The organism is Verrucosispora sp. TAA-831 (genome assembly GCF_050780145.1).
GTDB lineage: Bacteria > Actinomycetota > Actinomycetes > Mycobacteriales > Micromonosporaceae > Micromonospora.
The window spans coordinates 975457-988745 of sequence record NZ_CP192240.1; the positions used below are offsets into that span (position 1 = coordinate 975457).

Annotated in this window: 11 protein-coding genes; 8 read left to right on the top strand and 3 right to left on the bottom strand. The window is 73.1% G+C overall.

Annotated features, from left to right (window positions below):
* Positions 1 to 4 precede the first annotated feature (4 nt).
* Positions 5 to 1414, top strand: coding sequence for an amidase (locus tag ACQVFL_RS04575; protein ID WP_431728756.1), 1410 nt, complete (start codon positions 5 to 7; stop codon positions 1412 to 1414).
* 133 nt (positions 1415 to 1547) lie between these two features.
* Entirely contained in the window at positions 1548 to 2768 is a 1221-nt protein-coding gene (gene ilvA, locus ACQVFL_RS04580; protein WP_396692668.1) for a threonine ammonia-lyase, read from the top strand.
* A 70-nt stretch (positions 2769 to 2838) separates the two neighbouring features.
* Here ilvA and greA read toward each other — a convergent pair whose 3' ends face one another.
* Positions 2839 to 3336, bottom strand: a complete 498-nt coding sequence (gene greA / locus ACQVFL_RS04585) for a transcription elongation factor GreA (RefSeq protein WP_131053387.1) — start codon at positions 3334 to 3336, stop codon at positions 2839 to 2841.
* Positions 3337 to 3504: 168 nt separating this feature from the next.
* Entirely contained in the window at positions 3505 to 3939 is a 435-nt protein-coding gene (locus ACQVFL_RS04590) for a DUF4307 domain-containing protein (protein ID WP_396692670.1), read from the bottom strand.
* Between the two features lie 273 nt (positions 3940 to 4212).
* On the opposite strand from ACQVFL_RS04590, the gene mca reads away from it, so the two are divergent.
* The 3 genes from mca (at position 4213) to ACQVFL_RS04605 (ending at position 8159) form a co-directional block, all read left to right on the top strand.
* Positions 4213 to 5097, top strand: a complete 885-nt coding sequence (gene mca, locus ACQVFL_RS04595) for a mycothiol conjugate amidase Mca (protein ID WP_431728757.1) — start codon at positions 4213 to 4215, stop codon at positions 5095 to 5097.
* Positions 5098 to 5145: 48 nt separating this feature from the next.
* A complete protein-coding gene (locus ACQVFL_RS04600) occupies positions 5146 to 5439 on the top strand; it encodes a hypothetical protein (protein ID WP_396692674.1) in 294 nt (97 codons plus the stop codon).
* A 278-nt stretch (positions 5440 to 5717) separates the two neighbouring features.
* Positions 5718 to 8159: a putative bifunctional diguanylate cyclase/phosphodiesterase gene (locus tag ACQVFL_RS04605; RefSeq protein ID WP_431729770.1), complete on the top strand. Its 2442-nt coding sequence runs from the start codon at positions 5718 to 5720 to the stop codon at positions 8157 to 8159.
* A gap of 59 nt (positions 8160 to 8218) precedes the next feature.
* Here the strand turns inward: ACQVFL_RS04605 and ACQVFL_RS04610 are convergent, their stop codons facing one another.
* Entirely contained in the window at positions 8219 to 9262 is a 1044-nt protein-coding gene (locus ACQVFL_RS04610) for a phosphatidylinositol-specific phospholipase C domain-containing protein (RefSeq protein ID WP_396692678.1), read from the bottom strand.
* A gap of 134 nt (positions 9263 to 9396) precedes the next feature.
* Between ACQVFL_RS04610 and ACQVFL_RS04615 the strand changes: the two genes are divergently transcribed.
* The 3 genes from ACQVFL_RS04615 to purE all read left to right on the top strand — a co-directional run bounded on the left by ACQVFL_RS04615 (position 9397) and on the right by purE (position 13281).
* Positions 9397 to 11436, top strand: a complete 2040-nt coding sequence (locus ACQVFL_RS04615) for a thioredoxin domain-containing protein (RefSeq protein ID WP_396692680.1) — start codon at positions 9397 to 9399, stop codon at positions 11434 to 11436.
* Positions 11437 to 11485: 49 nt separating this feature from the next.
* Entirely contained in the window at positions 11486 to 12667 is a 1182-nt protein-coding gene (locus ACQVFL_RS04620) for a 5-(carboxyamino)imidazole ribonucleotide synthase (RefSeq protein WP_431728758.1), read from the top strand.
* A 125-nt stretch (positions 12668 to 12792) separates the two neighbouring features.
* A complete protein-coding gene (purE, locus tag ACQVFL_RS04625; protein WP_350695631.1) occupies positions 12793 to 13281 on the top strand; it encodes a 5-(carboxyamino)imidazole ribonucleotide mutase in 489 nt (162 codons plus the stop codon).
* The last annotated feature ends 8 nt before the right edge of the window (positions 13282 to 13289 follow it).

The window sequence follows — 13289 nt, forward strand, 5'->3', positions numbered from 1 at the left end:
GAGGGTGGCCGTGCAGGACATCATGCCGACCTGGGTCGGGGCGACCGCCAAACAGATCGCCCGGGGCGTACGGCGGGGCGACGTCTCCGCCACCCAGGTCCTGGCCGACCATCTCGACCACGTCGCGAAGGCCGACGCCGACCTCGCCGCGTTCCGCACGGTCCGCGGCGGGGAGGCGGTCACCGAGGCGGAGAAGGTCGACGAGCAGGAGGACCTGGGCAACCTGCCGCTGGCCGGGGTGCCGGTGGCGGTCAAGGAGAACACCCCGGTGGCGGGGGTGCCCACCTGGAACGGTTCGGCCGCGGTGCGTACCCCGGTGGCCGAGGCCGACCACGAGGTGGTCCGCCGGCTGCGTGGCGCGGGCGCGGTGATCCTCGGCGTCACCCGGATGCCCGAGCTGGGTCTGTGGGGGGTCACCGACGACGGCACCGCGGTCACCCGCAACCCCTGGGACCTGGGGCGTACTCCGGGCGGCTCGTCGGGTGGCGCGGCGGCGGCGGTCGCCGCCGGGCTGGTGCCGATCGCCCACGGCAACGACGGTCTCGGTTCGATCCGCATCCCGGCGGCCTGTTGTGGACTCGTCGGCCTGAAGCCCGGCCGGGGCGTGGTGCCCTGCCAGCTCGGCGCGGAGGACTGGTTCGGGCTGACCGAGCACGGCATGCTGGCCACCACGGTCGCCGACGCGGCGGTGGGTTTCCAGGTGCTCGCCGGCCGGGCCCAGGAGAAGCTGGTCCCGCCGCAGCGGCTGCGGGTCGGGGTGTCGCTGCGGTCCCCGGTGCGCGGGGTCTCGCCGGACGCACCCAACCGCGACGCGGTCGCCGTTGCCGGTCGACTGCTCGCGGCGGCCGGGCACGACGCCGTCCCGGCCGACCCGGTCTATCCGACCGCCCTCGGTCTGCAGGGCATCGCCACCTGGTTCGCCGCCGCTGCCGCCGACGTGCGAGCCGCCGGGATCGACCGCCGCGACCTGCAACCCCGCAGCCGTCGGCACGTCACCTTCGGGGACTGGGCCTGGCGACGCGGGTACGTCCGGGAGGCCGACCGGGCGGCCTGGCGTGAACGCTCCATCGGCTTCTTCGCCGACCACTCGGTCGACCTGCTGCTCACCCCGGCGTTGGCCAGCGCGCCGCCGCCGGCCGCGAGCTGGTCGGCCCGGTCCTGGCGGGCCAACATGCTGGTCAACATCCGGTACGCGCCGTACGCGGCACCGTGGAACATCGCCGGGCTGCCCGCGCTGGTGGTGCCGGTGGGCCGTCGCCCGGACGGCCTGCCGCTGGCCGTGCAACTGATCGGACCGCCCGGGTCGGAACTGCTGCTGCTCGGCGTCGCCGGCCAGTTCGAGATGGCGGCCCCCTGGCCCCGGCACGCCCCCGGCTACCCCCGCGTCGGAACGGGGTCGCCGGCCAGCGCCTGACCGCGCGGCTCCGGCTGGACGGTCGTGCCGCAGCCGACGCCCGTCGGACGCGGCGGTGCCCGCCGGATCGGACGCCAGGGTCGGCGTCCACGCCGGTCCAGGCGGCAGATGGCCCGGGTGGCACGATCGGGGCATGACGGAACTGGTCAGCCTGGACGACGTGCGGGCGGCGCGGGAGCTGCTCGCCGATGTCACCCGCACCACCCCGCTGGAACCCTCTCGCCCGCTGAGTGCGGCGCTCGGTGGGCCGGTCTGGCTCAAGTGCGAGAACTTCCAGCGCGCGGGGTCGTACAAGGTGCGGGGCGCGTACGTGCGGATCTCCCGCCTCTCCGCGCCGGAGCGGGAGCGGGGGGTGGTGGCGGCCAGCGCCGGCAACCACGCGCAGGGGGTGGCCCTCGCCGCCGGGCTGGTCGGCGCGCACGCCACCGTCTTCATGCCGGTGAACGCGCCGCTGCCGAAGGTGGCGGCCACCAAGGGGTACGGCGCCCGGGTGGAGCTGGTCGGCGCCACGGTGGACGAGTCCCTGGTGGCGGCGCAGACGTACGCCGAGCGCACCGGCGCGATCCTGATCCACCCGTTCGACCACCGGGACGTGATCGCCGGTCAGGGCACGGTCGCGCTGGAGATCCTGGAGCAGTGCCCCGAGGTCAGGACGATCGTCACCGGAGTGGGTGGCGGCGGGCTGGTCTCCGGGATGGCGGTGGCCGCCAAGGCGCTGCGCCCCGACGTCCGGGTGATCGGGGTGCAGGCGGCGGGCGCGGCGGCCTTCCCGCCGTCACTGGTGGCCGGTGAGCCGGTACGCCTGCCGGCCTTCTCCACGATCGCCGACGGCATCGCGGTCGGTCGCCCCGGTGACGTCACCTTCACCCACGTCCGCAAGCTCGTCGACGACATCGTCACCGTCACCGAGGAGGACATCTCCCGGGCGCTGCTGATGCTGCTGGAGCGCGGCAAGCAGGTGGTGGAGCCGGCCGGTGCGGTGGCGGTGGCCGCGTTGCTGGCCGGGGCGGTCGAGGTGGAGCCGCCGGTGGTGGCGGTCCTCTCCGGCGGCAACATCGACCCGCTGTTGATGCTGCGGGTCATCGAGCACGGACTGGCGGCGGCCGGACGCTACCTGCGGGTGACCGTCCGCTGCTCGGACCGGCCCGGACAGCTCGCCTCGCTGCTGCGGCAGATCGCCGAGCACCGGGCCAACGTGGTGGACGTGGAGCACCAACGGGCCAATCCGCACCTGCGCCTCGGCGAGGTCGAGGTGGCGCTGTCGGTGGAGACCCGGGGTGTGGAGCACTCGGACACGCTGATCAGCGCTCTGCGGGCCAGCGGCTACCAGGTCTCGATCGCACCAGAGGCGTGACACCGCCCGGTGTCACGCCTCTGGGTTCGTACGACGGCCGACCTCGGACGTTGCCGGGGCGGCGGGTGTTTCAGCCGGAGAAGGGCTCGAAGCTGACCACGGTCACCTTGATGTCCGCGCCGCTGGGCGCGGTGTAGGTGCAGGCCTGGCCCGCCTTGCCGCCCAGGATCGCCTGGCCGAGGGCCGACTCGGGGCTGTAGACGGTGAGATCGGTGGTGGAGGAGATCTCGCGGGAACCGAGCAGGAAGGTCTCTGTGTCGTCGGCGTCGTCGTCGAAGTAGATCGTCACGACCATCCCGGGCGCCACCGCGTCGACGGTCGGCGCCTCGCCGACCTGGGCCGTGCGGAGCAGCTCCTTCAGATAGAGGATGCGCCCCTCGGCCTTGCCCTGCTCCTCACGGGCGGCGTGATAGCCGCCGTTCTCGCGTAGGTCACCTTCCTCGCGCCGCGCGTTGATCTCGGCGGCGATCACCGGCCGGTTGGCGATCAACTCGTCGAGTTCGGCCTTCAGGCGGTCGTAGGCGTCCTGGGACAGCCAGGTGGCGGGCGCCTCGTTGCCATTGGACACAGGCGGTCCTCCTCGGTTGTGCGGGCTGGCTGACAGGTGAACCTCCAAGTTACCAGTGCCGTACGACAAGGAGTGTCGGTGATCACGCCGGGGAGCCGGTCTGCGCCGGGCGGCCCGGTGCCGCTCGCGCCGCAGGCCGGGTGGGTTGGGCTCGCCGTCGCGGCGGGTTCAGGCCGCCGGCCGGCAGCGGACGACCTCGCCGATGAAGGGGCGGGCGCTGGTGGCGAGCGCGTGTCGGACGGTGACGCTGCGCTGCCCGTCCGTGGCTGCCACCGGCACCTGCTCCCGGGCCACCTCGGCCCCGGCGTGGTCCCGGGCCCGCAACACGCAGACCGCCGAGCCACCCGCCGGCAGGTTCACCCGGAAGTCGACCACCACCTGTTGGTCGGTGATCTCGCCGTAGGTGATCACCTGGGCGTCGTAGGCCGGGTCGCCGTACTGCCGGTAGAGCCGGAACGAGACCGCGGTGAGTGCCACCAGCACGGCGACCACCAGCAGCGTGGTCAGCAGCCGCGTGCGGCGGCCCGGCGTACGGCGTCGGCCGTACCGTCCGGGCGGGAACACCGGCGAGGTCGATCCAGGTGTGGCGTGCGTCTCGGTCACCGGCGGGTATCTCCTGGCGTCGTTGTCGGGCCCATCGGCAAGAATGGCAGAGCGCCGTCGTTCCTGTCCGACCGGGCATTGCCGCCACCGACACCTCCTGTCGATGGGGTGCTGCTTCTCGATCGGGAGCACTGCTTCTCGACCGGGCATTGCTGGTTGCTGGGGTCAAATATGACAGGCCAGCACGGGCCGGGACCGCGACGGGGGAGGATTCCGGCAGGTCAGCGGTGTGGCCCGTGGCCCGCCGGTGGGCAGAGACGAGGAGCGCCGACCGTGGCAGAACAACTCCGGCTCATGGCCGTGCACGCGCACCCCGACGACGAGTCGAGCAAGGGCGCCGCGACCATGGCCAAGTACGTCGCCGAGGGGGTGGACGTGCTGGTCGTCACGTGCACCGGCGGCGAGCGGGGCAGTGTGCTCAACCCCAAGCTGGACCGGCCCGATGTGTGGGCCAACATCGCCGACATCCGCCGGGCGGAGATGGACGCGGCCCGCGCCATCCTCGGCATCGAGCAGGCCTGGCTGGGCTTCGTCGACTCGGGCCTGCCCGAGGGCGACCCGCTGCCGCCCCTGCCCGAGGGCTGTTTCGCGCTCCAGGACGTCGAGGTGGCCGCCGGCCCCCTGGTGCGCCTGATGCGGCAGTTCCGCCCGCACGTGGTCACCACGTACGACGAGGAGGGCGGCTACCCGCACCCGGACCACATCATGTGCCACAAGGTCAGCGTGGCGGCCTTCGAGGCGGCCGGTGACCCGGAGCGCTACCCCGAGCTGGGCGAGCCGTGGCAGCCGCTCAAGCTCTACTACGACATCGGCTTCTCCAAGGGCAAGATCCTCGCGCTGCACGAGGCGGTCCTGGCCACCGGCGCCGACGAGTCGCCGTACGCGGAGTGGATCACCCGCTGGGAGGACCGGCCGGACAAGGGCCCCCGGATCACCACCCGGGTCGAGTGCGCCGAGTACTTCCCGGTCCGGGACGACGCGTTGCGGGCCCACGCCACCCAGGTCGACCCGGACGGCTTCTGGTTCCAGGTGCCGATGGATCTGCAACAGCGGGCCTGGCCGACGGAGGATTTCCAGCTCGTGCGCTCGCTTGTCGATTCTCCGCTGCCCGAGTCGGACCTGTTCGCGGGCATCCGGGAGACGGCCCATGCCCGCTGATCCGGCCCCGGGCTACCCTGGTCGGACATCGCACTTCGGAGGAATCCCATGTTGACCGCTGCTCAGGTGCTCGCCCAGAACAATTTCGGGGACACCCGCACGGGGGGCCTGGCCGGTCCGATGGGCCTGTTCCTCATCCTCGTCCTGGGCACCGCCACCGTGCTGCTGATCCGGAACATGAACGCCCGGCTGCGCCGGTTGCCCGATCATTTCCCCGGTCAGGAGCCCGCCGCCGAGTCGGACATCGCGCAGCGAACGGTCGGTGATCCGACAGATGAGAACGTGATGCTGGATTCATCCGGTCACGCTCCCAACCGGCGCCAGCAGCGTCGCGACGGCTGATCGGGGCATGATTCACGCCGAACCGGATGGTCGCCCCCTGTTGCGACCATCCGGTTTGGCTTAGCCTTCCGCCGGGAGGACCCGACGTCCTCATGCCGTGCGCGGGAGGGGGCGCCGATGACCATCGCAGTCGTTTCCGCCCTCCGTGCGCCCTGTTCCCGCCGGACGGGAGTGGGTCGGTGACCTCCGGCAGGGCCGGTCATCCGCTCGATCGGCCCGAGGGCCGTCGCACCCCGATCCGGGTGCACCTGCTGACGGCCGCCGTCGTCCTCACCGCAATGGTCGCCGCCGTGGTGGGGTGGAGCGTGCCGGTCGGGCTGCCGGCCGACGACCCGTTCGGGCCCTACGGCGGGCTGACCCGCTTCGGCATCGCGATCGCCCTCTTCGCACTGTCCCAGTTGGCCCGGCTGCGGTTCCGGGCCGCGGCCGGGGTGGTCTCCATCACCTGGGCCGAGGCCGCGCTCATCGTCTGCCTCTATCTGGTACCGCCCGGATGGCTGCCCGGCGCGGCCCTGATCGGCATGATGCTGGCCTGGACGATCCTGACCGTGGTGGACGAGGGCAGGTCCACCTGGGACGTCGTCCGCATCGCCGCGTCGCAGACCGCTGCCGTCGCCCTGGCGGTGTCGGTCACCACCTCGTTGGGCGAGCCGTTGCTGGCCACTCCGACCCCGGCGCTCGCGCTCGCCGCCGCCGCCGGTGCCCTCACCTACCTGCTGGCCGGTGCGTGGCTGGGCGGGGTCACGTTGGCGCTGCGGCACGACATGCCGATCGGGCGCCCACTGCTGGCCGCGCTGCGGGGCAAACTGCTGATGTTCGTCGGCAACGTGGTGGCCGGCCTGCTCGTGGTGGCCCTGATCGAGTTCGATCCGCGGTGGCTGGTATTGCTGCCCGTACCGCTGTGGCTGCTCCACCAGACCTATCGGCAGCGGCTGCGCGACGAACGCGAACGGCGGACCTGGCGGGCGTTCGCGGAGGCGACGGCGGCGCTCAACCAGCTCGACGAGCGCGGCGTGGCGACCGCCGGGGTGACCGGCGTGCTCACCGTGTTCGAGGCGGAGCTCGTGGACGTGGAGGTGGCCCGGGGCGACGGTCGATGGCGCCGCTACCGGGGCGATCCCAGCGGTCAGGTGATCGACCGGGAGGTCGCGCCACCCGGCGACGACGGACCCGGGCCCGACGAACTGCTCCGTGACCTCTCCATCGGCGAGCACCGGGTCGGTCGGCTACGGGTCCGGCTGCCCCGCACGGCTGGACCCACCGGCCGGGAACGGCACGCGCTGGACGCCTTCGCCGAGGCGCTGTCCGCCGCCCTGCACGACGCGGCGACCCACCGGGAGCTGCGGTTGGTCACCGCGCGTTCCTCCTACGAGGCGGTGCACGACCCGCTGACCGGGCTGGCCAACCGGACGGCCATGCTCGGCCAGGGCGACCAGGCGTTGCGGCGACTCGGACACGACCATCCGGTGGCCCTGCTGCTGCTCGACATCAACCAGTTCAAAGAGGTCAACGACACGCTCGGGCACGCCGCGGGCGACCAGCTCCTGCGGTTGACCGCCAACCGGCTGGGCACCCTGACCCGCTCCGGCGACCTGCTCGCCCGGCTCGGCGGCGACGAGTTCGCGCTGCTGCTGACCTCGGTCCCGGTGCTCGGCGACCGCACCGCCCCGATGGCGTACGCGCTGCGCCAGGCCCGGGAGATCACCGAGCGGCTGGCCGCGCCGACCGAGGTGGCCGGGGTACGGATGTCCGTCGAGGTGTCCGTCGGCGTGGTGGTGGCGTCGGCCGGCACCGCCGACCTCACCGAGCTGATGCGCCGGGCCGACATCGCGATGTACCAGGCCAAGTCCGGTGGTGGCAGCGTGGCGGCGTACGACGGCTCCCGGGACGCGGCCAGCACCGACCAGCTCGCGCTGCTCGCCGAGCTGCGTGAGGCGTTGCTGGCCGACGATCAGCTCGTGCTGGTGTTGCAGCCGGCCGTGGACCTGGCGACCGGCGCGCCGACCGGGGTGGAGGCGCTGATCCGCTGGCGGCACCCGCGCCGGGGCTGGTTGGGTCCGGCCGACTTCATCCGGCCGGTGGAGAACAGCGAGCAGTTGGGCCCCTTCACCCGCTACGTGCTGGACAAGGCGCTCGGGGTGGCGGCCGGCTGGGCCCGGGAGGGCCTGGACATCCCGATCTCGGTCAACCTCTCCGCCCGCAGCCTGCTCGACCACCGCCTGCCGGGGGAGATCGCCGACGCGTTGCGCCGGCACCAGGTCCCGGCCGACCGGCTGGTCCTGGAGATCACCGAGACCGTGGTGATGAGCGAGTTGGAGGTCATCGACCAGGTGCTCAGCGCGCTGCGGTCGATGGGTGTGCAGTTGGCCGTCGACGACTTCGGCACCGGCTTCTCCTCCCTGGCCTTCCTGACCCGGATCCCGGTCGACGAGTTGAAGGTGGACCGGTCGTTCGTGCTCCGGATGGTCGACTCGCCGGAGGCGGCGGCGATCGTCCGCAGCACCGTCGGGCTGGCCCACGAGCTGGGGCTGCGGGTGGTGGCCGAGGGCGTGGAGACCGCCGCCCAGCGGTCGGCCCTGGCCGAGCTGGGCTGCACCGCCGCCCAGGGCTACCACTTCTTCAAGCCGATGCCCGCCGACAAGATCGGTGCCGTGCTCGGCTCGCTGTCCCGCCAGAGCCCCACCAACGTCCTGCCGCTGCGCGCCGACGGCGCCTCCTGACCGCGACCCGCCCGTCCGCCTCTCTGGACGGAGGACGGACGGGCGGCGGCACGGGCCGGTCAGGCGCGGGGGAGGGTCCGGGCGACCACCTGGGGGATCGCAGCCCAGTCGGCGGAGGCGATGGTGGCGTGCCGGGCGGCCAGCGCGGTGAGGCGGGCCAGGGCGGCGTCCGGATCGGTGTTGCCGATCGCGGGCGGGACCTGGTGCGCGTCGGTCATCACCAGCAGGTAGTGGTTGGCCGAGTACCAGGCGGTGTCGATGGACCCGGTGACGTACGCGGTGGCGTCGCCGTCGAAGACGACGAACCACGGACGCAACGCCGTCTCGGCGTACTGGCTGCGGGGGTCACCGGCCCGTGCCCGGTGTACGGCCGGGAACGCCTTCGCGCTGCTCAGCGTGCCCGCTGCGGCCAGCGCGACGAGGTGTCGGGCGTACTCCACGTCGGTGCGGAGCACGTCGGTCGGGTTGCCGTGCTCGACCGTGCCCGGGATCAGGTAGACGATCACCTTTCCGGCGAGCTGCCGTCGGGTCGGCCAGGCGTCGGCACGCGCGGCGGCGTCCAGTGAGGGATGGCCGCCCCGCAGGTCGGCCGGGCTGAACAGACGGTCGCCGAGCCGGGCGGCGAGGACCGCGTCGAGCTGGGTCGGCCCCTGGCCGGTACGGGCGCTGAAGCCGGTCTTCAGCTCGATCTTGAGCAGCAGCGGCCCGGCGTCCGGGTGCGCGGTCAGCCAGAGTCGGATGTTGTCCAGGCAGTGCTCCAGGTTGCGGTTGCGGGTGCCGGAGTAGAGCTGGCTCGCGCTGGTGGCGGCCACGCAGTTGTTGTCGTTGCCGAGCGGGTTGGAGTGGCTGACCCGCCACTGCCGGGTGAGGATGTCCGGCCAGACGTCCAACTCGATCAGTCCGGGGCGTGCGTCCAGGGACTGCGCCAGATAGGCGTAGGTCGCCTTCTCGTACGCGTTGTGCGTGCCGACGCCGGTGGTGGCCGAGATCCGGGCGTCCGGGTCGACGGCGGCGGCCGGTGACGCCGCCACCAGGACTCCGGCGGCGAGGGCCGACAGGGCCACACCGGCTGCGAGGGCGGACCGGAACCGGGATCTGCGCATGGGGTACCTCCTCGTCACCCGGCGGGTCGCCGGGAATATGCACAGATCTAAATGGATCGACGTGAACGGCGGAAGGCCGTCCGGCGCACGGCGTCCGACCGGCGGCCGGTCGCCCGGCTGGATATGGTCGTCGGGTGAACCGACTCGCGGATGCCACCAGCCCGTACCTCCTCCAGCACGCGGACAATCCGGTCGACTGGTGGCCCTGGTGCGAGGAGGCGTTCGCCGAGGCCAAGCGCCGTGACGTGCCGGTGCTCATCTCGGTCGGTTACTCCGCGTGTCACTGGTGTCACGTCATGGCGCACGAATCGTTCGAGGACGCGGGTGTCGGCAAGCTGCTCAACGAGGGCTTTGTGTCGATCAAGGTGGACCGCGAGGAGCGGCCCGACGTCGACGCCGTCTACATGACCGCCACCCAGGCGATGACCGGCCAGGGCGGCTGGCCGATGACGGTCTTCGCCACCCCGGACGGCACCCCGTTCTTCTGCGGGACGTACTTCCCCCGGGCGAACTTCGTCCGGCTGCTGGAGTCGATCGGCACCGCCTGGCGGGACCAGCGCGACGCCGTACTGCGTCAGGGCGCCGCGGTGGTGGAGGCGATCGGCGGGGCCCAGGCCGTCGGCGGGCCCACCGCCCCGCTCACCGCCGACCTGCTCGACGCCGCCGCCGACCAACTGGCCGACGAGTACGACGAGAGGCACGGTGGCTTCGGCGGCGCCCCCAAGTTCCCGCCGCACATGAACCTGCTCTTCCTGCTGCGGCACCACCAGCGCACCGGCTCGGCGCGGAGCCTGGAGATCGTCCGGCACACCTGCGAGGCGATGGCCCGGGGCGGCATCCACGACCAGCTCGCCGGTGGCTTCGCCCGGTACGCGGTGGACGAGCACTGGACCGTGCCGCACTTCGAGAAGATGCTCTACGACAACGCGCTGCTGCTGCGGGTCTACACGCAGCTCTGGCGGCTCACCGGGGACGCGCTGGCGCTGCGGGTGGCCCGGGACGTCGCCCGGTTCCTCGCCGACGAGCTGCACCGCCCCGGCCAGGGCTTCGCCTCGGCGCTGGACGCGGACACCGAGGGCGTCGAGGGGCTCACGTACGCCTGGACCCCGGCCCAGCTCGTCGAGGCGCTCGGTGAAGAGGACGGCCGCTGGGCCGCCGACCTCTTCACGGTCGTCGAATCCGGCACCTTCGAGAAGGGAATGAGCGTGCTGCGGCTGGCCCGGGACGTCGACGACGCCGCCCCGGAGGTCCGCGCCCGCTGGCAGGACGTCGTCCGCCGGCTGCTGGCCGTCCGCGACACCCGTCCCCAGCCGGCCCGCGACGACAAGGTGGTGGCCGCCTGGAACGGGCTGGCCGTCACCGCGCTCGCCGAGTTCGTCCGGCTGGTCGAGACCGCCGGCCGGATCGGCACCGAGGGCGAGGCGAACCTGCTCGACGGGGTCGCCATCGTCGCCGACGGCGCGATGCGCCAGACCGCCGAGCACCTGGCCCGGGTGCACGTGGTGGACGGGCGGCTGCGCCGCGCCTCCCGGGACGGCCGGGTGGGGGAGCCGGCCGGCGTGCTGGAGGACTACGGCTGCGTGGCCGAGGCGTTCTGCGCCATGCACCAGGTCACCGGTGAGGGACGGTGGCTGGACCTGGCCGGTGAACTGCTCGACGCCGCCCTGACGCACTTCGCCGCCCCCGACGGGGCGTTCTACGACACCGCCGACGACGCGGAACGACTGGTGGCCCGGCCTGCCGACCCGACCGACAACGCCACCCCCTCCGGCCGCTCCGCCATCGCCGCCGCCCTGGTCAGCTACGCGGCGCTGACCGGGGAGAACCGGTACCGGGAGGCGGCCGAGGCGGCGCTGGCCACCGTCGCGCCGATCGTCGGGCGGCACGCCCGGTTCACCGGGTACGCGGCCACCGTGGGCGAGGCGCTGCTCGCCGGCCCGGTCGAGATCGCGGTGGTCACCGGCGACCCGGCGAACGATCCGCTGGTCGCGGCGGCGTACCGGCACGCCCCGCCCGGTGCGGTGATCGTCGCCGGGCAGCCCGACCAGCCGGGGGTGCCGCTGCTGGCCGGTCGGCCGCTGCTCGACGGGGCGCCCGCCGCGTACGTCTGCCGGGGTTTCGTCTGCCAACGGCCGGTGAGCGGCGTCGACGACCTGGTGGCGCAACTGCGCTGACACCTCCGCCGACCGGCACCCCGATCGGCCCGGATAGGCTGGCGCCGCTATGGATTCCCGTACCGGTCTGCCTGTTGTCGGCATGGTGGGTGGCGGCCAGTTGGCCCGAATGACCCACCAGGCCGCGATCGCCCTCGGTCAGTCGCTGCGCGTGCTCGCCCTCACCCCGGACGACGGCGCGGCGCTGGTCGCCGCCGACGTGCAGTACGGCGACCACACCGACCTGGCCGCGTTGCGGACGTTCGCCAAGAGCTGCGACGTGGTCACCTTCGACCACGAGCACGTGCCCACCGAGCACATCCGCACCCTCACCGGTGAGGGGGTGAAGCTGTTCCCGCCCGCCGACGCGCTCGTGCACGCCCAGGACAAGCAGGTCATGCGGGAGCGGCTCGGCAGGCTCGGCGCGCCCAATCCGGCGTGGCGACCCGTCGCCGCCCCGGCCGACGTGGTGGCCTTCGGCGACGAGGTGGGCTGGCCGGTGATGCTCAAGGCGGCCCGGGGCGGGTACGACGGCCGAGGCGTGTGGCCGGTGGCCGACGCCGCCGTCGCCGACGACCTGGTGCGGACGCTGCTCGACGGCGGGACCACGCTCATCGTCGAGGAGCGGGTGGCGCTGCGCCGGGAGTTGGCGGTGCAGGTGGCCCGCTCGCCGTTCGGGCAGGTCGCGGTCTATCCGGTGGTGGAGACGGTGCAGCGGGACGGCATCTGTGTCGAGGTGCTGGCACCGGCGCCCGACCTCGCCGAGGAACTGGCGGTCTCCGCCCAGCAGCTCGCCATCGACCTGGCCACCGCGCTCGGCGTGGTCGGCCTGCTCGCCGTGGAGCTGTTCGAGGTGGCCGACCCGGTGGCCCCGGGCGGCAGCCGCGTCGTGGTCAACGAGCTGGCGATGCGCCCGCACAACTCCGGGCACTGGACCATCGAGGGTGCCCGGACGTCGCAGTTCGAGCAGCACCTGCGGGCGGTGCTCGACTACCCGATGGGCGACACCGCGCTGACCGCGCCGGTGGTCGTGATGGCGAACGTGCTCGGTGGCGAGCCCGGCGGGATGTCCATCGACGAGCGGTTGCACCATCTCTTCGCCGCCGAGCCGACCGCCCGGGTGCACCTGTACGGCAAGCAGGTCCGTCCCGGCCGCAAGATCGGGCACGTCACGGTGCTCGGCGAGGACCTGGACGAGGTGCGCGCCCGGGCCGCCCGCGCGGCCCGTTGGCTCCGGGACGGCGCGGAGTGACCGTACCGGCCGTCCGCCGGGAGCGCGCCGCCGCGAAGTGACCGTACGGGCGTCCGTTGCCGGCTCCGCGACGCCGTGGAGTGACCGTGCGGACCCCGCAGTTCGTGAACGAGAGGGAGAGCAACGTGAGCACGGTCGGTGTGATCATGGGTAGCGACTCGGACTGGCCGACCATGAAGGCGGCTGCCGACGTGCTCGCCGAGTTCGAGGTGCCGTACGAGGTCGAGGTGGTCTCGGCCCACCGCACCCCGGTGAAGATGATCGACTACGGTCGGGCCGCCGCTGGGCGGGGCATGAAGGTGATCATCGCGGGTGCCGGTGGCGCCGCCCACCTGCCGGGCATGATCGCCTCGGTCACGCCGTTGCCGGTGATCGGCGTGCCGGTGCCGTTGAAGCACCTCGACGGCCTGGACTCGCTGCTGTCGATCGTGCAGATGCCGGCCGGGGTGCCGGTGGCCACGGTGTCGATCGGCAACGCGCGCAACGCCGGGCTGCTCGCCGTACGCATCCTGGGCATCGGTGAACCGGCACTCGTCGACCGGATGTCGGCCTACCAGGCGGACCTGGAGCAGCTCGTCGCCGAGAAGGACGCGGCCCTGCGCGCCTCGCTGTAGGAGCGTGC